Here is a 20,086-nt window from a genome sequence, read left to right as displayed (position 1 = left end):
ACCCCCCACTGAAGCATCTTTCTCTCTCCGTCCCCAGGAGCACGCCATGTCCCACGATGCCTCGGCGCCGGTGTACGGCAGCGCGGTCACCAAGATCGAACCCTTCGGTGTCGACCACATCCCCGACAGCGAGCGCCACGGAAAGCCCAGCTCGCAGTTCTTCGTCTGGTTCGCCGCCGGCCTCAACTTCCCGATCATCCTGCTCGGCTTCAGCGCCGCCTGGTTCGGGCTCAGCTTCGCCACCGCCGTCACCGCCATCGTCATAGGCGCGGCGGTCGGCTCGCTGCTGATGGCGGTCATGTCCCGGATGGGCGTACGGCTCGGCGTGCCGCAGCAGATCCAGGCCCGCGGCCCGCTCGGCTTCTTCGGCAACTTCCTGCCGGTGGCGTACATCAACGTCTTCGCGGGGATCGGCTGGGCGGCCGTCACCGTCATCCTGGGCGGCAAGGCCTTCGCCGGGCTGACCCATCTGCCGTTCTGGCTGTGCGCCGGGGTGCTCACCGCCATCCAGCTGGTGGTCGCGATCTACGGCTACAACATGATCAACTACCTGCAGAAGGTGCTCACCTACGTTCTCACCCCGCTGTTCCTGCTGATCACCGTGGTCGCGGTCGTGCGCGGCGGAAGCTTCTTCCACGCCGACCCGCACGCCTCCGGCTACATCGGCTCCACCGGCGGCTGGATCACCTTCGGCGGCTGGTTCCTCTCCTTCCTCGTCGCCTGGGCCCCCTTCGCCTCGGACTACTCCCGCTACCTCCCCGACACCCCCGAGGTCGTCACCCGCACCGCCTGGTACACCGGCCTCGGCAACTTCGTGACCATCTGCTGGCTGGGCATCCTCGGTGTGGTCGTCGGCTCCAGCGCCACCAGCTCCGACTCCATCACCGCCCTGCACCAGCTGGCCGGCCCCTTCGCCGTCCCCGCCCTGCTCGCCGTCGGCCTGTCCGCCCTGGCGCAGAACTTCCTCAACGTCTACGGCGGAGCGATCTCCGTCCAGACCCTGAAGGTCCCGGTCACCCGTTCCCAGGCGGTCACCGCCATCTGTCTGCTGGCCTACGCCATCAGCCTGTGGGGCGAGTCCGGAACGGAGGCCAAGTTCAAGGTCTTCCTCAACCTGACCGCGTACTTCATCGCCCCGTTCGCCGTCGTGCTGCTCCTCGACTTCTACCTCGGCGGCCGCTCCGACCCGTCCCGGATCGCGGAGCTGTACGACCGCCGCCGGGTCCTGGACTGGGGATTCGTAGCCTGGGCGGGCGGGGTCGCCGCGTCGGTGCCGTTCTGGCAGTCCAGCTTCTACACCGGGCCGTTCTCCAAGGCCTATCCGGGCGCGGGCGACCTGAGCATGTTCGTCGCGGCCGGAGCGGGGGCGGTGCTGTACCTGCTGACGTACCGTCTGAAGCCCCTGTGGATTCGCGACGGGGTGACGCCGGCAGGGCAGCACGCCCAGAACGCGACGGCTGTCACGGGCTCCTGACAGAACACCGGGGAGGTGGGCGGTACCGCTGGTGCGGTGCCGCCCGCCTCCCCGTCTGCTTGCCGGCTCCGTCGCCGGTTCCCCGGTCACATCGTGGCGCGCGGTTGGCTGAAGGTCGGCACGGAAGGGCGCGGACAAGTCCCTCAACTGGCCTTGCGGGGCGGCAACCTTCTCCGGCTCGGCGACCACTGAAGGGGGGTCCGGCGATCCCAGAGTGGTCGCCCGCTACGAACGGGGGTGGAACGCGGCAACAGCCGTTCGAACCCGTGGCACTTGTTTCGTTCACGCGCCAGATCTCCTTGATCGCACATTGTTCAGCGCGGCAGGCGGCGACTCCCCCACGGTCGTCCGTTGTGCACCGCTGGGGCGGACCGCGGAGGAACTGGGCCCGGAGCCGAATGCGGTGCCGTGGAATCCTGGGCGAAGACGCAGACCGGACGGCCGTCGACCGTGCCGTGTCCGGTGACCACCCCGTCGCCGTACGGCCGCCGGGTGTCGTCGTCGGCGGTTCTGGCTCTGACGAACAGACCGGTCTCGGTGAGGGAGCCCGGGTCCAGGAGCCGTTCGATCCGCTCCCGCGCGCCGAACTCCCCGCGTCTTCTCGGCCCGCCCGGAGCCACCGCCAGCGCCCGACGGGCGTCCAGGTCGGCGATGCGCTCGACTGTACGGTCGAACGCAGGCGTCGGCGCCTGCTTCGCCCGTGATGTTGTCGCCTCTTGGGTCACTGCCACCTCCGAAGGGGCTTTCGAATATGGCAGTGGGGGAGTGCCGTTCGGGAAGATCGCTGTTCTCTTTGCGGGACTTGAGTCCCGAGAGGGTGGGATTGGTGCCGACGTGACAAGGAGGCGCCTGTGTGTGCCATGTGAACGGCGACCGCGGCCGGAGGTGACCGATTCCCCCCTCCCCGGACATGTGAGATTTGGGGATCATGCGAATTACTTATGTTTCTGTTGTGGGATTGCCGTGGAATCGTGCAGTGATGTTCTGATGTGATGCCCCCGTGTCACTGCACGAACTGCGTCTGACGGTGCTCGGTGAGGTCGGTGCCCGGTTCCGGGACCGGCCCCTGGAGCTGGGCGGGCGGCGGCAGCGTGGCGTGCTCGCCCTGCTGGTCGTCGCCCGGGGTTCCGTCGTCAGCCGCGACCGGTTGGTCGAAGGGGTGTGGGGCGGCACACCGCCGGCCCGTGCCGCCGCCTCGCTGCACGCCCATGTCTCCCATCTGAGGCGCTGTCTCGAACCGGAGCGGGCGGCGAGGGCACGCGTCGGCGTCATCGTCAGCGAGGGGGCGGGGTACGCGTTGCGGCTGCCCGACGACGCGGTGGACGCCTGGCGGTTCGAGGAGGCGCTGCGGTCCGCCTGTGTGCACTCCGAGCAGGGCCGCCCGTCGGAGGCGCTGCTCGTCCTGGAGTCCGGGCTCGCGCTGTGGCGTGGGCCGGCCTATGCGGAGTACGCCACCGAGCCCTGGGCCCGCCCGGAGTCGGCGCGCCTCGCCGGCCTGCGCGAGCTGGCCCGCGAACACCTGCTCGGCGCCCGCCTCGCCCTCGGAGAGGACGCCGTCCTCGTCCCCGAACTCGAATCCCTGGTCTCCGAGAACCCGCTGCGTGAGGAACGCCGGCGCCTCCTCGCCCTCGCCCTCTACCGGGCCCACCGCCAGGCCGACGCCCTGGAGACGATCCGCCGCGGGAGGAAGCTGCTGCCGGCCGGATCCGGAGCCCCGGGAACGGCCCTGGGTGACCTGGAAGCCGGGATCCTGGCCCAGTCTCCCGCACTGGATGCCCCGTCCCGGCCCCGGCCGGACCTCGCCCCGGCGCCGGCCGGGAGGTCCGCCCCGCCGGTGGTGGAGCCGGGTGCCCGCCCCGCTGCACGGACCGACCTGCTCGTGGAGCGCGACCTCCAGATCGCCGAGCTGCGCGGCAGCCTGCGCGCGGCCATGGACGGCAGACCCGGGGTCGTTCTCATCGAGGGCCCGGCCGGCATCGGCAAGAGCCGCCTGCTCGGCGAGGTCCGCGAACTGGCGGCCGGGGAACGGGTACTGACCCTGACCGCCAGGGGCAGCCAGCGGGAGAAGGACTACGGCTTCGGTGTCGTGCGCCAGTTGTTCGAGCGGGTGGTGAGCGACAGCCAGGAGGCGTTCTTCGCCGGGTCCGCCGCCGCGGCGGGTGCGGTCTTCGGCACGGTGTGGGGGCAGCAGCCGCAGAGTTTCGCGGTGCTCAACGGGCTGTGCGAGCTGACGCGGAGGCTGGTCCAGGCCCGTGGGCCGCTGATGCTGGCCGTGGACGACCTGCAGTGGTGCGACAGCGGTTCGGTACGGTTCCTGGCGTATCTGGCGAGCCGGCTGGAAGGGCTGCCGGTGCTCGTCGCCCTCACGCTGCGAACGGGGGAGCCGCAGCAGGGTGAGGAGTTGCCGGGGACACTGATGGCCGGCCCCTCGGTGGTGCGGATCAGGCCCACACGGTTGACGGCGAGCGGTGTCGCAGGCCTTGTGCGCCGGACGCTCGGCGAAGAGCCGCAGGAGGAGTTCACGGCGGCCTGCCATCGCGCCACGGCCGGAAACCCGCTGTTGCTACGGCAGTTGCTGCGGGCACTGCACGCGCGCGGCACCCGGCCCGACGCCGCGCACAGCGAGGAGGTCGCGGAGACCGGGGCGCGGGCGGTGTCCGGGCTGGTGCTGGGCCGGCTCGCGCGGCTGCCCGAAGAGGCGGGGATCGCGGCGCAGGCAGTGGCCGTTCTGGGCGACGGGGCGGCGATGCTCGCCGAGGTGGCGGCGCTCATGGAACGGCCGGAGGCGGAGGCGGCACAGGCGATCGCGCCGCTCGTGCACGCCGAGATCCTGACCGACGGCCAACCCCACGCATTTGTGCACCCCCTGGTCGGGGATGCCATCTACCGTGAACTGCCGCCTGGAGAAAGGCAGTTGCGCCACGAACGGGCGGCCCGTGCGCTGTCCGCCGCGGGCGCACCACCGGAGCGCACGGCGGCCCAGCTGTTGCTCGCCCCGCATCGTGGCGACGCGGATGTCGTGGACATCCTCTGTACGGCGGCCCGCGAGGCCGTGGGCCGGGGCGCCCCCGACGCCGCCGCCACCTACCTCACCCGGGTGCTCGACGAACCACCGGACCCCGAACGCCGCCCCGAGGTGCTGCTCGAACTCGGGCGCGTCGAGATGCTCGGCAACGGCCCGGCCGCCGTGGAACATCTGCGCCAGGCCTACGACACGCTCACCGACCCCGGTCGCAGGGCGGTCGCGGCCCTGCTGCTCGCCCGCCTCCTGGTCTTCGCCGGCGGCCATGGCCAGGCCACCGAGTTCGCGCGTCGGGCGGCGGCGGGACTGCCTGTCGGGCTGAGCGACGAACGGCAGGGGCTGCTGGCGCTGGAGCGCATCAGCGGCTTCATGCACGGTTTGGACCAGCGGCTCTGGCGCACCGCCGAGGACCCGGTCGTCGAGGGCGAGGGTCCCGGCGCCCGGATGCTCGCTGCCAACCTCGCCCGGGAGGCCGCGTCGGACGGCAGCGACCGGAGCAGGGCTGTCGAGTTGGCCCGTTTCGCCGTCTCCGACGGCGTGCTCCAGGCCGCCGGGGAGGAGATGCTCTGGTACACCGCCGCCATCGTGCTGCACCTCGCCGACGAGGAGGTCGGCGAGCTGTGGGACGCCGCCGTGGCCCGTGCCGTCGAGCGCGGCTCACTGTTCTCCGTGCTCGCCACCCATCTGTGGCGCGGCTTCACCCAGTGGAACCACGGGGACCTGGACGCGGCACGGCGGTCACTGGAGACCGCGGTCGGGCAGTCGGAGGTCTGGGGTCTCGCGCCGGGCGCCCCGCAGGGCCGCACCTTCCTGACCGCCGTCCTGCTGGATCTCGGCGACACCGCCGGGGCTCGCGCCTGTCTGGAGCGGATGCGCGGCTGGATCCGGGGTGCGGAAGGGCAGCGGCTGCTGGGGGAGAGCGAGGCACGGGTACTGAACGCGGAAGGACGCCACGAGGAGGCGCTGTCCGCCCTCGACGACATACGGCATCTCCAGCCCGCGGCGGCCAACCCCGCGTGGTGGCCGTGGTCGCTGCTGCGGGTGCGAGCGCTCGCGGGCGTCGGCCGGAGTGCCGAGGCGCTGGCTCTGGCCGAGGAGCAACTGACGGTCGCCCGCACTTGGGGAGCGCCCAGCGCGCTCGGGCGGGTGTTGCGGACCGTCGGGCAGCTGCGCGGGACCGAGGGCGAGCCCCAGCTGCGCGAGGCGGTCGCCGTCCTCGCGCCCGGTCCGGCGCGTCTGGAGTACGCTCGCGCGCTGTACGCGCTCGCCGAGTACGCCCCGCAGGACGAGGCCGGCCCTCTGCTGATCCGGGGCCGGAGCATCGCGCGGGAGTGCGGGGCGGCGGGTCTCGCGGAACACGGCGTCGCCAGGTGACCGTAATCAGAGCCGACGGTGTCCACGGCGGTTGCGACCGGGGTTCGTCGGCTGTGATCAGGAGCAGGTGTACGTGAAGCCGGCGGAGGCCGTCACCCGGTCCGGCGACAGCACTTCGAGGGTGGCGGTGGCCTTCATGGTGCCGCGGCCGTCGAAGCTCCAGCGCAGTACGACCGCCGAGCTCTTGACGTTCCTGCCGACCGTCTGGTGCAGGACGGCAGAGGCCGTGCCGTCGCTGCGCTTCCAGCGGTAGTCGACGGTGCCGGGGTGGCCGTCCGTCCGCAGGACTCCGGTGACGACGACCGTCTTGGCACAGCGGCCGACCTCGGGCGCCGTGACCTTGGCGCCCAGCACGTGCAGTCCGGCCACCGTGCAGGACCGCATGCCCAGCACGACGGCCACGACGACCGCGACCACCACCAGCAGGAACCGCAGTTCGCGTCGCCACCACGGCCGAGGGCGCCGGGAGGCCGCCCCGGACGACACCTCCGTTGTGACCGTGCCGCGCCAGATGCCCGTCGCGCGGTCCTCGGCCGTGTCCCCCGCACCGGGCACGCCGGGCCCGAAACGGATCTCCCCCTCGGCCGCCTCCGCGTCCGGGAGCGGAAGGTGCAGGGTCGCGGCCGGATCCGCGGTGGGGAGGGTGACGTCGAGGTCGGGGGTGCCGGGGCCGGACGCCCGGTCGGTACGGGCGAACCGCAGTCGGGGGTCCTCGGAAGGTGTGCTCATCGGGGCGGGTCGCATTCCCAGGGTGCGGCGGTGGACTGGAAGGAACCGTTGCCGGAGTCGGCCGCGGGATCGGTGGTGACCCTGGCGCCGAGATAGGCGTTGCGCGTCGGGACGGGGAAGGCGTGGGTGTAGCGGCCCGAGATCTGTGTCTTCCCCTTGGGCAGCGCGATCGGGTCGGTGGCGACGACGGTCCCGACGGCGCCGGCCGAGTCGCTCGCGTACCAGCTGAGGTAGAGCGTGCCGTCTGCGGCGCCATCGGTCGTCACACTGACGGAGGCCACGATGGTGCAGGTGGCCGAGGTCGCGCTCACCGCGTTGATCTGCGCGGATTTGACGTCGAGAGTGGGTGCGGGTGTGGAGGCGCCGCCCCCGCTCGTGGAACCGCCGCCCGCCGTGCCCGTACCGCCGCCGGTCGTGCTCGTACCGCCACTGGTGGAGCCGCCGCCCGTCGTGGTCGTACCGCCTCCGGTGGAGGCACCGCCGGACGTGGTCGTACCGCCGCCGGAGGTGCTGCCGCCGGTGGTTCCGCTGCCACCGGTCGTGCCGGTACCCCCGCCCGTCGTGGTCGTCGCTCCTCCTGCGCCGGACGATCCGCCGGTCGTGCCGCCGGACCCGCCGCCCGCACTGGGCGAGGCACTGGCGTCCCCGGACGCCGATGCGGACGGCGACCCGCTCGCGGCGGACGGCGAGGAACCGTCCGACGCCGAGGGACCCCCGTCCGCAGAACCGGCGGACTCGCCGGGACCGGCCCCGTCGGTCGGGCTGCCCGACCCGGCACCGGCCCCGGCGCCGTTCGACGTGCGGTGTCCGCCGGTCACGCCCGTGGCCACCGCCGTCACCGCGAGCCCGCCGACCGCCAGCACGACTCCCGCCGTCAGCCCGGCGAGCAGTTTCCCGCTGCGGCCGCGCACCAGCCGGGCGCCCGGTCCGAGGGTGGTCGTGGCCAGCGCCGTGGTACCCGAGGCCGTATCGTCCGCCAGCGGGAAGAGAAGGAAGAGCAGGGCGGCGAGAGCGGCGAGTTCGCGTCGGCCGCGCTCCTCCCACTCCTCCCCGTACGCGCCCGCGGCGACGGCTTCGAGTTCCTCGACGAACACCGCCGCGCTCTCCGGACGCTCCTCGGGCGTCTTGGCCAGGCCCCTGCGGATCAGCGGGCGCACCGGTTCGGGAGCCAGCTCGTCCGGGATCGGCGCCTCGATGTGCTGGAGGGCCAGCTCGGCCAGCGTCTGACCCGGGTAGGGCTTCATACCGGTCAGGCACTCGAAGAAGGTGGCCGTCGCCGCGTACACGTCGGTGGCCGGCCCGGCCACACCGCCGGTCCACTGCTCGGGTGCCATGTAGGTCGGGGTGCCCGAGGCGTTGGCGGCCACCCCGCTCGGCACGGCGATGCCGAAGTCCACCAGCTTGGAGGAACCGTCGGCGGCGACCAGGACGTTGTCCGGCTTGTAGTCGCGGTGCACGACCCCCGCCGCGTGGGCCGCCGCGAGGCCCAGCAGCGAGCCCTTGAGCACGACGAGCGCGGCCTCGGGGGCCGTGGCGCCGTGCTCGCGGAGCAGCTTGCGCAGCGGTACGCCGTCCACGAGCTCCATGACGATGGCGGCACCGCGCGGACTCTCGACGTACTCGTACAACTGCACGACGTACGGAGAGCGGAGCTCGCCGAGCAGCCGGGCCTCGGCGCGGAAGACCTCGCGGAAGGCGGGATCGTCACTGAGCTTCTCGGCGAGGTACTTGATCGCCACCCGGGTGCCGGTGGTGTCGTGCGTGGCCAGGACCACCCGCCCGCTGGCTCCCGAGCCCAGCTCCTTGTTCTGTGTGTAGCCGGGGACGGTCCACTGGTCCCCGCCGCGTATCGCTTCGCTCATGTCCTTTGATCTCGGCCCCCGCAGAGGCCGCCCCCGTTCGTGTTCCTGCGGTGCGCGCGCCTCGTGAGGCGGCTGCTTCGCCTGCGGCATGGACGATGCACCACCGGTCTTGCGAACCGCTTGCAAGCCGATCGCAAGTCGGGCGTCGGATTCTCCTCCCGACGGCCTGTCGTACGCCGGTCACGCAGGGGGGAATCGGCGTACGACGCCGTCCCCGGAGTTGTCACCGCAGGTCACGGCATGCAGGGACTGCAGGGCACGGGTGTGCTCCAGGCGGCTCGGGCTGTCGGCCGCAAGAGCGAGCGCCTCCCGGAGTTCGGCAGCGCCGTCGAGCCCGCGTGCCTCACCGAGCAGCCGCAGCACCCGGCCGACGGTGCCGGGCGCACCCCACCGACGGGCCATCACCAGCTGCTCCTGGGCGAGCCGTTCGGCCCGGCCCCGCTCACCCAGCCCGGTCAGCGCCCGTATCCGCAGCAGTTCCCCGTCCCACCACACCGGGTTCACCACCTCGGGCTGGAGCTGCCGTACGCCGTCCAGGGCGGCCAGTGCCTGCCCGTACCGGCCTTCGGCGATCAGCACGCGAGCCTCGCTCTCCGCGCGCAACCGGGCCCCCTCGGCCCCCGCGCTGCGCTGCCGCATGCGCTCCAGACAGGCACGTGCCCCTGCGGTGTCCCCGAGGTCCAGCAGCACGCCCGTCAGGAAGGCCCGGCAGTGCGGGGCGCCGGGCGTGACCCCCCACGCGCCGAACTGTTCGAGCGCGGTTCCGAGCGACCGGCGCGCCTGGGTCAACTCGCTGTGCCGCCACTGAGTGAACCCCTTCCACAGATGCGCCGAGAGCGTCCCGATCAGCGACCCCCGCTGCTCGGCGTACGTCAGGGTCTCGTCCCACAGCAGCCTCACGTCCTCGCCGGCCAGGTGCAGCACAAGGCCGGCCGTGCACCACGAGAGGATCTCGCCGCCGTGCAGCAGCACCCGTTCCGTCAGCGCGAAGCGGGCGGAGGCGACGGCCGCCGCGCGGTCGAGCCCCCGGACGGTGGCCTCCCTCGCGGCCTCGGCCGCGAGCATGCGCGCGCCCGGCCCGTCGCCGAGGGGAGACGGCGCCGGGACATCCGCGCCGTCGGCGCCCACGGTGTAGAGCCCGTGCGCGAAGGCGCCGAGCCGTGCCAGAGCCAGCAACCCCTGCCGCTCGTCGGCCGTACCGTCCGAGGTGGTCTGCGAGGTGACCTCCGCGGTGGTCTGCGTGGTGGCCTCCACGGTGGTCTGTGTGGCGGGCGGGTACTCCGCCGCCGCCCGCGCCGCGAACTCGGCCGCCTCCCCGGGCCTGCCGGTGTAGATCAGCGTCTGCGCGAGCAGGCGCGCGGCGCCGAGGGCCGGCGGTGACGACTCGTACGCCTCCCGCAGGTGCCGGGCCGCCGCCGGCCCGTCGACGAGCGCTTCGGCCCGGCCCAGTTCCAGCAGCACCTCGGGCCGAACGTCCCGCGTCGGTGGTTCGAGCAACGCCCGGGTGAGCAGGGTGGCGGCCGCGTCGTTGGCTCCACGGGCGCTCGCGCGGGCCGCGGCCGTACGCAGGACGTCCACCACCCACGGGTCGCCCCGGTAGGGCACCAGGAGCAGGTGCGCGGAGGTCTGCTCGGGAGCCGCACCGGCGCCGTCGAGGATCTTTGCCGCCCTTTCACGCAGGGCCGGAAGCTCCGGCTGCGGCACCGCCCGCAGCACGGCTTCCGCGGCCAGGGGATGGACGAAGGCCAACGGGTACTGGTCACGGACCACTTCCGCCCGCACCAGCACCGCCGTCGCCGAGGCCACGTCCCGCTCGGACAGCTCCGCGAAGGCGGCGACCGCCGGCAGCGAGGCTCCGCCGTCGAGGACCGCGACCGCCCGTACGACGTCCCCGGCGGCGGGCGGCAGCCGGTCCAGCCGGGCGAGCACGAGGTCGGAGACGGCACTGATACCGGCCTCCTCCACGACGCGCGGGTCTGGCACCTGCTCCACCGTCTCCAACGCCCCGAGCACGTGTGCCAGCAGCGACGGCAGCCCCACCGACACCCGGTGACAGGCATGGACGACCTCCTCGTGCGCAGAGTTGCCGAGCTGCCGACGTACGAGATGAGCGACGCCGGCCGCGCTGAGCGGTTCCGGCCGGATGTGCACCACCGTCGGATCCTGCGCGATGTCGGCGAGGACCTGCTCGTGCTCGGGCGGGGCGGGGAACTCCCCGGTGCGCAGCGCGGTGACGACCAGGATGGGCAGAGCCTGGATGCGCGGCAGCAGATGGGCCAGGAAGCGCAGGGACGCCGTATCGCACGCCTGCAGGTCGTCCACGAGGAGGAGCAGGGGCCGTCGCGACGGTTCGTCGACGGTGACCAGGCGCTCCGTGAGGCGGTAGAGCCCGTGCAGGACGTCGAATCCGTCCGCCCCGTCGGAGACCTGCCCCTCGGAAACCGGCGGTGCCCCGGCCGCCGGCAGGCCGCCCTGCTCGGCGACCACCGGGCCGAGCAACTGTCGTACGACATCGTAGGGATCACGAGGAAGAGGCGCAGCCCCCGCCCTACCACCCGGACCGGTACCGACGCCACGGACCCGTACGCCCCATTCCGCGCCCAGCCGCCCCACCCCCGCCAGCAGCGCGCTCCGTCCGATCCCGGCAGGGCCCTGAACACACACCAGTCCGCCACGGCCCGCGACCGCCTCCGACAGACAGTGCCCTAGCTCCTCCAACTCGTGTTCTCGCTCGACGAGTCGACCGAGCGCGGGGGAGGAGACCGAAGCAGGCGCGGACTCAGGTGGCGGTACGGGCGCGGCGAGGCGCGGTGCATGGGAGAGGACCTCGGCCTCGACGTCACGCAGCGCGGGACCTGGATCTATGCCCAACCGGTCGGCGAGAGTTCGGCGGGCGCGACGGAGGACCGAGAGGGCTTCGGCCTGGCCGTGGGCTCGGTAGTGAGCGAGGGCCAGCAAAGACCAGCGCTCCTCGCGCAGGGGTTGTGCGCCGACGAGTTCCTCCGCCGCTTCGAACACTGCCTCGTCGTGTTCCCCGCGTTCCAGGCGGGCCGCCAGGCACCGTTCCCGTACCACCTCACGCAGTTCCGCGAGGCGCGCCGCCTCGGTCCGTGACCAGGGCTCGTCCTCGAACCCGGTGAAAGCCGGCCCCCGCCAGAGGTCGAGAGCCCCGGTGAGCAGGGCGACCCTTTCCGAGGCCGACGGCATGGACCGCCCGGTCCGCTCCAGCAGCGCTTCGAACCGCCAGGCGTCGACCTCGTCCGGGGCGAGGCGGATCGCGTAACCGGCCCCTTCCCGCACGATGACACTGCTGCGGGTACCTGCCGTCCGGGCCGGTTCCAGTTCCCGCCGCAGTCGGGAGACGTACGCCTGCAGAGCACCGACCGCGCTCGGCGGCGGCTCCTCGTCCCACACGGCGTCGATCAGCCGGTCGCAGGTGACGACAGCGCCCCGGGCCAGGACCAACAGCGCGAACAGCGTACGTGGCCGGGGTCCGCCGAGGTTCAGGGGCTGTCCGTCGCGCGTCACGGTCAACTCACCGAGAACGCCGACCCGCAGCCCGGCGGCCTCATGGCGGACAGGTTTTGGGGCGCTCGGTTTCGGCTCCTTTCCGCCATCGTGCTTCATGGGGCCAATAATGCCCGGGATGTACCACCTGGGTGATGACATTTGGCGTTCAGCTGTGTCCGCCGCGGTACGTCGGCCATGGGAGACAGACGCACAGGGGGTAGCTTTGGATCAAGGTCGGCGGGGATCTGCCGAAGACATGCATGCCGGGCCGGAGCACGGGGGAGTCCGACCAACTCGCCCGTCCGGCCGCGGCTCAGGGAACGGGGAACCCATGACGCGGTACCAGCAGATCGGATGAACGGGGAGCCAGGCTCTCCCTGAAGTAACGGCCGGAACAGCGCAGTTGCCGCGGCGGCGACCACATGAAGTCCGCCGCCTCGGACCCGGATGCCGCCACGTTGAGGAAACATGCACATAACTCGAATGCATAAGCTACTGATGTCAGCCTGTGCGCTGGTCCTGCTGGCAACTGCCACACCCGCCATCGCCGACCCCCTACTCTCGACCGCACCCTCCACGTCGGCGACGCCCACACCCTCGACGCCCGCACCCGCCGCCGACGTCCAAGCGGTCCAAGACGACCAGTGGACGAGCGAAGCCGCCGAGAAGTTCTGGACGTTCAAGCGGATGGCCGCGGCCACACCGGACTCTCCCCGCTCCGAGGCGCCCGCAGGCTGGAAGCCCGCCGCCCGCCTGCCGGCCGCGGCAGCCGCCAAGAACGGCTACTACTTCGCAGGCGTTCCCACCGTCGGAACCTTCTTCCACTACACGAGGAATCCCGCCACCGACCAACTGGAGGGGCGCTTCTGCTCGGCGAGTGTCGTCGACAGCCCGCAGGGCAACGTCATCCTGACCGCCGCGCACTGCTCAGGCGGCAGCAAGGGCATGTTCGTGCCCCGCTACGACGGCCTGGCGACGAACCCCGCTCCCTACGGCCGGTTCCCGGTGCAGCAGTGGATCCGCGATTCCCGCTGGTACAAGGTGGGCGGCGAGCCCACCCGCGACGCCTACTCCGACCTGGACTACGCCTTCGCCCGGGTGGGCACGAACAGCAGGAACCAAAGCCTGCAGAAAGCCGTCGGTGCCGCCCTCAAGCTCGGCCAGGTCAATGGCGACTACACCCGGACCGTGACCGTGGTCGGCTACCCGGGAAGCCACAACCCCCGCAACCGGCCGATCATCTGCCCCGGCGTCACGACCCGGCGGCTTCCCGGCTACCGGCAGCTGCGTGTGGACTGCGGCGGCTTCTACGGGGGCACCTCCGGAAGCCCCTGGATCACCGGCCTGAACACCAGGACCGGCAGCGGAACCGTGATCGGCGACCTCGGCGGCTACTACGGCGGCGGCTTGGAGAACAACAGCGACCGCATCTCCTTCGCCGTCACCTACGACAAGCGTGCCCTGGAGATCTACGCCGCCGCGAAGAACAACACCCAACCACAGACATATCCGCGCGGCTACAGCATGTATCCCACCGGCGGCGGCCGGTGGACCGACGCCAAGAAGATGGCCTCCGGTGACTACAACGGCGACGGCAGGACCGACATGGTCGTGGTCTGGGGGAACGGCGAAGTCACCCTCTACACCGGTGACGGCAACGGCGGCTTCTCCGGCGAGAAAAGGATCACGAAGTCCGACACGTGGAAGGACGCCAGGGTCATCGCCGGAGGCGACTTCACCGGCAGCGACTCCGCCGACCTCGTAGTGGTCTGGGTGGACGGTGAGGTCACCCTCTACACCGGCGACGGCAATGGCGGGTTCGCCGAGGAGACGCAGCTCCAGAAACCCAACGCCACCTGGCGGAACGCCACCCAGGTCACGGCCGGACGCTTCAGCGACAACCAGCGGACCGACGACCTCATGGTCCGCTGGGGCGATGGGAAACTCTCCCTGTACACCGACGTCGACGGCCAGGACGTCCTCCACGAACACAGGCTCAGGGATCCCAACGACACCTGGAAGAAAGCGACGCTGCTCACCGCCGGCAACTTCACCGGCGGCTCCAACTGGGACGTGATGGTGCGCTGGTCGGACGGCAGAGTCTCGCTCTACCGCGACGCGGGCCCCTCCAGTGTGGGAACGGAAGTCCGGATGCCGCCCTCCGACCGACTGTGGACCCAGGCCTCGGTCATGACCGCGGGTGCCTACACACCGGGCGATCCCGACGACCTCCTGGTGCGCTGGTCGGACGGTGAGACCACCCTCTACACCGACACCTCCACCACCCTCGGTCGTGGGCACATGCTCGTACCGCCCAAGGCCGGCTGACCCCCTCCCAGGAAGGCGAGCTACGCGCGATGTACCTGCGTACTGCGGCGACCGTCCTCACCGCGACCGTCATCGGCCTCACGGGCTCTCCCACCGCCTCGGCGGCGGACGGCTCGGGCCTGAGCGTCAGCATCCGCGAAAACGACAGCGACAGCACGGCAGGCGGCCCCCTGCGGCGGGGTGCGCCCGTCGTGGTCACCTCGGACGCCGACCTGACCTCTCTGGCCGCGGACGGCAACGGCAGCTTCACCGTGAAGTCCCCGGCGTTCACCAAGGACGTCACGATGGAGATGGGGAAGAACAGCCTTGGGGAGGGCTATGGAACCATCAGCTGCGGCATCCGGCCGGGAAGCTACCCGGTCGACATCGCCGGACAGCACGGGAAGTCCGCAGCGATCGGCAACCGGGGGCACCTGACCATCACGGTCGAGGACGACAACGGCCGGTACTGCGAACAGGCCGGCGGTTCCTCCTCCCGCACCGGCACTGTTGTCGCAGTCGCGGTCGTGGCCGGCGCGACGGTCACCGCCGCCGGCTACACGGCCGTACGCCGCCGGCGGACCAGGACCACCTGACTGCGGCAATGACCGGGGGCCGCCTTCACCTCCCGGCCCACCGACCCGCGCGCCTGAACTCGCCTCAGTGCGCTGCCGCGCGTCGTGGCTCGCCCGGTCGCAGGCGAGGCCTGCCCGCCAGCGTGGTCCACAGGTAGGGGGCCACGTCGTCCTCGGAGAGCTGGGCGATCATGTAGCGGACGCAGCGTTCGATCTTCACCCGCCACAGCCGCGCCGCCTCGTTCCCGTCCGCGGCGCGCAACGCGTCGTGCACGGCGGTGTCCTCGTCGGCGATCGTGTCGCAGGCCTGGCTGTAGTCCATGTCCAGGACGGTGACGAACATCCGCAGCCGGGCCGTGAGGCGCTCGAAGGTATGGGCGGCCTGGGGGAGGTCCGCGATACGGGCGAGGGCGTCCTGGTAGCGGAGGTCGACCTCCCGGATGCGGAGGTGGTCGTTGTCGCGGGCGGCGGCGTGGACCTCCGCCAGTGCGGCCGAGGCCGGCGCGAGGTTCTCGGGGCCCAGCATGGCGATGCGGCGCATCAGAAGTGCACCGAGGCTGGCGCGCAGGGCGTAGAGGTCGAGGACGTCCTTCGCGGTGACGTCCGGGATCGCCGTCGCACCGCCGGGCAGCAGATCGAGCATGCCTTCCTCGGCGAGCCCCCGCAGGCCGGCGCGAACGACCCGGCGGGAGAGTCCGAGGCCGTGCGCGAGCGGGGCCTCCCGGACCCGGTCGCCCGGCCGGTAGCCGTCGGTGAGAAGGGCCTCGCGCAGCCGGCCGATGACCGGGTCGGAGGTGATCGGGGCGCCTGGCGCGGCATCGAGGTCTGTGATCTGCGCCGCTTCGGCCGGGCCGGGGTGGCCGAGTGTGCGCGTGTCGGGGGCGTTCGAGTCGTTTCCGGGGCCGCAGATGGCCGGGATGACGTACGCCGGGCGCGGCGGGGCGATGCGGATGAAGGGGGCCGCGGACGGGGTCCAGGTGGTGGACCAGGTCAGCAGGGCGTCACGGAGACGGGGCGCGCGGGACGCCGGTTCGTGGGGGAGCCGGTCGTCGGCGGCGAGGAAGCGGTGGGCCTCCTCCGTCCACGCCTCGGGGCTGGGCGCGTGGTGCCGGCGCCCGGAGGTGTCCGGCCGGTCGAGGGCACCGGACGCGCCGTAGGCCAGCAGGTGCACGCTCGTCCCGGCACCCGCGGCCGAACTCACCTGCTCCACGAACGCCTGCAGCCCGGGCACGTCCGCCGTCTGCCGCTCGCCCCGCAGGGCCGCGAACGCGCTGACCACGGCCAGTACGTGGGCCGCGTCCCGGTCCTGTCCGAACAGCCGGCCGGCGACGGTCGCCCCGGAGCCGCGCACGGACCTGCCCCGCCCCGCCCGGACCGTCACGGCGAGCACGCACACCGGCGGGGCGATGAACAGTCCGACCACGTCCTCGGCACGGTCGGGCAGGGACCACGCCCGACGCGGGCCGGCCTGGACGCGCACACCCGGCTGGGCGCGATAGGTCCGCCAGATCCGGCTCACCGTGCTCTGGCTCAGCCCGGTCTCGGCCGCCATCGAACGGGTCGACCAGCCCCGCGTCGCACCGGGCGGCGGCGGGGTGAGGGTGCGGACCAGGACATGCGCCACCGTGTCGTCGTCGGCCGCCGGCGGCCGTCCGGGGCGGGGCTGCTCGTCCAGACCGGCCAGCCGTTCGGCGAGGAAGCGGGCGCGCCACTTGCCGACCATGTCGCGGGAGATGGCGAGGCGCTCGGCCACGGCGGTGTTGGTGGGCTCGCCCTCGCAGGCCAGCACGATCCGCGCGCGCAGGGCCCGCGCCTGTGAGCAGGTGCGACTGCGGGTCCACAGCAGGAGTGCGGCCCGTTCGTCCTCGGTGAGGACCACGGCGTTTCGGGGGCGACCGGCCATGCGGCAACCGTAGCCGAACTTCTGACTCGGAAGTACCCCCGTACCCCCTGCCGCAACGAGGGCATTGTTGGCCCACCGCGGCCTTCACATACTTCGAGGCAACCCGGTGGCCATGCCGCCGGCGTCCCCCGGAAACCGAGAGTTCGCCCCACCCGCCACGACACCGTCCCCCTGTCGGACGGGCCGAAGAACGCAGTACCGATCGTGCCGGCCCGCGCCGACGTCCCCACAGGGCGACAAGAGCCCAAGTGGTGTCGCGGCGTTCCCGGCAAGCCATCAAACCCCACCCGGACCGGACGTACCTTGAACAGGTGGTCCGGGGACCGCTCCCGGAGGCTGTGATGACCGAAATCGCAGGAAACAAGGTGGATGACGCGCCCCTGTCGCGTTTCCACAAGAAACTGGCGCTGTACTCCTCCGGAGGGCCGTTCCTCGACGGTTACGTCCTGAGCATCATCGGCGTCGCCATGGTGCAGATCACCCCGCAGCTGCACCTGTCCGACTCCGCTCAGGGCCTCATCGGCGCGTCCGCGCTCATCGGCATCTTCCTCGGCGCCTTCGCCGGCGGCTACCTCACGGACAGGTTCGGCCGGCAGGTCCTCTACACCATCGACCTGGTCGCCATCATCGGCTGCTCCGTCGCCCAGTTCTGGGCGCACGACCCGGTATGGCTGTTCGTGCTTCGGCTGCTGATCGGTATGGCGGTGGGCGCCGACTACCCGATCGCGACCTCGCTGCTGGCCGAGTTCACCCCGCGCCGCTACCGGGGCCCGCTGCTCGGCGGTCTGGTCGTCATGTGGTTCGTGGGCGCGGCGGCGGCCTACATCGTCGGCGAGCTGCTGCTGAAGACCGGTGACGACGGCTGGCGCTGGATGCTCGCGAGCGCCGCACTGCCCGCCACCGTCATCGTGCTGCTGCGCCTGGGCACGCCCGAGTCCCCGCGCTGGCTGGCGAACAAGGGCCGAGTCGCGGAGGCGGAGGCGGTCCTGAAGAAGGTCTACGGTCCGGACGCGTCGATCGCCGACCTGCCGGACGAGGGAGAGCAGCGCGAGAACGTCGACATCAAGGCGATCCTGCGTTCCGGCTACGGCGGGCGGATGCTGTACATCTCCGTCTTCTGGACCTGTTCCATCGTGCCGCTGTTCGCCGTCTACGCCTTCGGCCCGAAGATCCTCGGCGCGCTGCACCTGGAAGGCTCCCTGGCCAACGTCGGTTCGGCGCTGATCACGGTCATGTTCCTGGTCGGCTGTGTCATCTCGCTGTTCTTCGTCAACAAGATGGGCCGGCGCCCGCTGGTCATCCACAGCTTCGTCTGGTCCGGCCTGGCCCTGCTGCTGCTCGGCGTCTTCCCCGGCGCCCCGGCCGCTGTGATCATGGTGCTGTTCGCCGCGTACGCCGTCCTGATCGGCGGCACCCAGATCCTGCAGTGGGTCTACCCGAACGAGCTGTTCCCGACCGAGGTCCGCGGCTCCGCGGTGGGCCTGGCCTCGTCCGCCAGCCGCATCGGCGCCGCCGTCGGTACCTACCTTGTGCCCATGGCCCTGACCGGCTGGGGCATCGGCGGCACCATGATCGCGGCCGCCGCCATCAACGCCGTCGGCGCCGTGGTCTCCGTCCTGTGGGCGCCCGAGACCCGCGGCATGGCCCTGCACGAGGCCGCCGCACTGCCATCCACGTCAGAGCCCGTCGGCCGTCCCGCCGCCGTCTGAGCTTCACCGGCAGGACGGGCCCCGACCATCCGGGGCCCCGGGCCGCCCCTCGGCCGCAGTCCCGGACGCTCGCCGCGGCTCGCGCGGGCATGTCCGTCGGCCGAGATCTTCCCCCATGAATACGCAGGAGGTTTTCCATGAAAGACGTGGTCATCGTCGGTGGCGGTATCGCGGGTCTGGCCGCCGGCTGGCGGCTGCGGCACTGGGACACGGTCCTGCTGGAGTCCGAGGGCCGGGTGGGCGGCCGTATCCGCTCGGAGCGCCGCGGACCGTACTGGCTGAACTGGGGCGGGCACGTCTACGCCGGCGGCAACTCCGCGACCGCGTGGCTGCTGGACAACACCGGTGTCGACTCGGTGGCGGTGCCGGGTTCGCTGGCGGGTCTGGCGATGAACGGCAAGCTGCTGCTCAAGGGCCGTGTCGAGACGTACCCCTTCCGCATCCCGATGTCCATGGAGTCGCGGGTCGGCATGGTCAAGGCGGGTGCCAAGGTCGCGCTGCGCGTGGCGCGTTACGCCCGGATCGTGCAGCGGCGGCGGAACGAGAGCGCGGCCCAGCACCAGCAGCGGATCTACGACTTCATGAACGACCGCTCCTTCAAGGACTTCATCGGCGACCTGCCCGAGGACGCCGAGGCCCTGTTCAAGCCGACGGTCACCCGGTCCGCCGCGGACATCGACCAGCTCGCGGCAGGCGCGGGCGTCGGTTACTTCAGCCTGGTGTGGAACATCGGCGGCGGTCTGTCGCAGAGCATCCTGGGCGGCCCGTCCACCCTCACCGAGTCCATCGCCGCGGCCCTGGACGACCGGATGCGGCTGAACGCGACCGTCGACGAGATCGTCCAGAAGGACGCCTCGGTCGTGGTCCGTTACCGCCAGGACGGCGTCGAGCAGGAGGTCGAGGCCCGCTACGTGGTCCTGGCCACGCCGGCGACGGTGAGCCACCGGGTCGCGGTCGACCTCGACCGTGAGGTCCGCGAGGCCCTCTCGAAGATCGTCTACGGCCCGTACGTCAGTGCCGCGTTCCTCTCCGACGAGTCCGGCCGTCAGGTCTGGGACGACGCCTACGGCATCGCCACCCCGAAGCGGTCCTTCAACGTCGCCCTGAACATGTCCAACGTGGTGCACGGCTACGAACGGGAGCGCCGGCCCGGCAGCAGCATCATGACCTTCTCGCCCGGCAGTCTCGCGCGCGAGCTGATGGAGCACGACGACGACACCATCCGCCGTATCTACCTCGACGACCTCGACCAGGTCCTGCCCGGATTCCCCGACAACGTCGTGGAATCCGAGATCCAGCGCTGGCCCACTGGCGCCCCGTACTGCTTCCCCGGGCGCGGCAGGCTCCAGCAGACGCTGATGCGCCGCAGTGGCCGGGTGTTCCTGGCCGGTGACTACCTCGGCACCCTCTACACCGAGACCGCCATCCAGACCGGCCTCTCCGCTGCTCAGGAAGTCCGCAGCCTCCTCGCCACCGACCGGCAGACGGCCCTGCGCGACCTGACTCGGGAGCCGAGCGCGTCGTAGGACCGGCCCTCCCACTGCCCCACTGCACCCACTGCTTCACCCGAACCCGAACCTGAACCCGAACCCGATCCTGATCCTGATCCTTAGGAGACTCC

Annotated in this window: 10 protein-coding genes and 1 pseudogene; 6 read left to right on the top strand and 5 right to left on the bottom strand. The window is 71.8% G+C overall.

Features of this window, described 5'->3' with window-relative positions:
* Positions 1-46 precede the first annotated feature (46 nt).
* Positions 47-1,474 carry a purine-cytosine permease family protein gene (locus tag ACIRR9_RS26755; RefSeq protein ID WP_403756500.1) on the top strand — a complete coding sequence of 476 codons (1,428 nt, stop codon included), beginning with the start codon at positions 47-49 and terminating at the stop codon, positions 1,472-1,474.
* 407 nt (positions 1,475-1,881) lie between these two features.
* Here ACIRR9_RS26755 and ACIRR9_RS26750 read toward each other — a convergent pair.
* A pseudogene (locus ACIRR9_RS26750) lies at positions 1,882-2,199 on the bottom strand (carboxyl transferase domain-containing protein); the annotation flags it as partial.
* A 275-nt stretch (positions 2,200-2,474) separates the two neighbouring features.
* Here ACIRR9_RS26750 and ACIRR9_RS26745 point away from each other — a divergent pair.
* The gene (locus ACIRR9_RS26745; protein ID WP_403756497.1) at positions 2,475-5,870 is read left to right on the top strand and encodes a BTAD domain-containing putative transcriptional regulator; all 3,396 of its coding nucleotides are present in this window, start codon (positions 2,475-2,477) and stop codon (positions 5,868-5,870) included.
* A 57-nt stretch (positions 5,871-5,927) separates the two neighbouring features.
* Here the strand turns inward: ACIRR9_RS26745 and ACIRR9_RS26740 are convergent, their stop codons facing one another.
* From ACIRR9_RS26740 to ACIRR9_RS26730, 3 genes are all read right to left on the bottom strand, one after another.
* Positions 5,928-6,599 carry a hypothetical protein gene (locus tag ACIRR9_RS26740; RefSeq protein WP_403756494.1) on the bottom strand — a complete coding sequence of 224 codons (672 nt, stop codon included), beginning with the start codon at positions 6,597-6,599 and terminating at the stop codon, positions 5,928-5,930.
* A complete protein-coding gene (locus ACIRR9_RS26735; RefSeq protein WP_403756491.1) occupies positions 6,596-8,461 on the bottom strand; it encodes a serine/threonine-protein kinase in 1,866 nt (621 codons plus the stop codon). The genes ACIRR9_RS26740 and ACIRR9_RS26735 overlap by 4 nt, the downstream gene beginning before the upstream one ends.
* Before the next feature lie 180 nt (positions 8,462-8,641).
* On the bottom strand, positions 8,642-12,088 hold the full coding sequence (locus tag ACIRR9_RS26730) for a BTAD domain-containing putative transcriptional regulator (RefSeq protein ID WP_403756488.1): 3,447 nt from the start codon (positions 12,086-12,088) through the stop codon (positions 8,642-8,644).
* 381 nt (positions 12,089-12,469) lie between these two features.
* Between ACIRR9_RS26730 and ACIRR9_RS26725 the strand changes: the two genes are divergently transcribed.
* A complete protein-coding gene (locus ACIRR9_RS26725; RefSeq protein ID WP_403756486.1) occupies positions 12,470-14,299 on the top strand; it encodes an FG-GAP-like repeat-containing protein in 1,830 nt (609 codons plus the stop codon).
* Positions 14,300-14,328: 29 nt separating this feature from the next.
* On the top strand, positions 14,329-14,874 hold the full coding sequence (locus ACIRR9_RS26720) for a hypothetical protein (protein WP_403756483.1): 546 nt from the start codon (positions 14,329-14,331) through the stop codon (positions 14,872-14,874).
* 64 nt (positions 14,875-14,938) lie between these two features.
* Here the strand turns inward: ACIRR9_RS26720 and ACIRR9_RS26715 are convergent, their stop codons facing one another.
* Positions 14,939-16,756, bottom strand: coding sequence for a helix-turn-helix domain-containing protein (locus tag ACIRR9_RS26715; protein WP_403756480.1), 1,818 nt, complete (start codon positions 16,754-16,756; stop codon positions 14,939-14,941).
* A 341-nt stretch (positions 16,757-17,097) separates the two neighbouring features.
* On the opposite strand from ACIRR9_RS26715, the gene ACIRR9_RS26710 reads away from it, so the two are divergent.
* Together ACIRR9_RS26710 and ACIRR9_RS26705 are read left to right on the top strand one after the other, a co-directional pair.
* Complete coding sequence (locus ACIRR9_RS26710) at positions 17,098-18,465, top strand: MFS transporter (protein ID WP_403756477.1); 1,368 nt, start codon at positions 17,098-17,100, stop codon at positions 18,463-18,465.
* A 137-nt stretch (positions 18,466-18,602) separates the two neighbouring features.
* A complete protein-coding gene (locus ACIRR9_RS26705; protein WP_403756474.1) occupies positions 18,603-19,991 on the top strand; it encodes an NAD(P)/FAD-dependent oxidoreductase in 1,389 nt (462 codons plus the stop codon).
* The last annotated feature ends 95 nt before the right edge of the window (positions 19,992-20,086 follow it).

Source organism: Streptomyces sp. NPDC101234 (assembly GCF_044767525.1).
GTDB classification, from domain to species: domain Bacteria; phylum Actinomycetota; class Actinomycetes; order Streptomycetales; family Streptomycetaceae; genus Streptomyces; species Streptomyces sasae.
The sequence above is the reverse complement of the archived record's forward strand: the minus strand, read 5'-3'. Positions and strand labels throughout refer to the sequence as shown.

Excerpts from the sequence above, each read along its gene's own strand:
- ACIRR9_RS26755 (WP_403756500.1), top strand. The coding sequence starts at position 47 with ATGTCCCACGATGCCTCGGCGCCGGTGTACGGCAGCGCGGTCACCAAG.
- ACIRR9_RS26740 (WP_403756494.1), bottom strand. The coding sequence starts at position 6,599 with ATGAGCACACCTTCCGAGGACCCCCGACTGCGGTTCGCCCGTACCGAC.
- ACIRR9_RS26735 (WP_403756491.1), bottom strand. The coding sequence starts at position 8,461 with ATGAGCGAAGCGATACGCGGCGGGGACCAGTGGACCGTCCCCGGCTAC.
- ACIRR9_RS26730 (WP_403756488.1), bottom strand. The coding sequence starts at position 12,088 with ATGAAGCACGATGGCGGAAAGGAGCCGAAACCGAGCGCCCCAAAACCT.
- ACIRR9_RS26725 (WP_403756486.1), top strand. The coding sequence starts at position 12,470 with ATGTCAGCCTGTGCGCTGGTCCTGCTGGCAACTGCCACACCCGCCATC.
- ACIRR9_RS26720 (WP_403756483.1), top strand. The coding sequence starts at position 14,329 with ATGTACCTGCGTACTGCGGCGACCGTCCTCACCGCGACCGTCATCGGC.
- ACIRR9_RS26715 (WP_403756480.1), bottom strand. The coding sequence starts at position 16,756 with ATGGCCGGTCGCCCCCGAAACGCCGTGGTCCTCACCGAGGACGAACGG.
- ACIRR9_RS26710 (WP_403756477.1), top strand. The coding sequence starts at position 17,098 with ATGACCGAAATCGCAGGAAACAAGGTGGATGACGCGCCCCTGTCGCGT.
- ACIRR9_RS26705 (WP_403756474.1), top strand. The coding sequence starts at position 18,603 with ATGAAAGACGTGGTCATCGTCGGTGGCGGTATCGCGGGTCTGGCCGCC.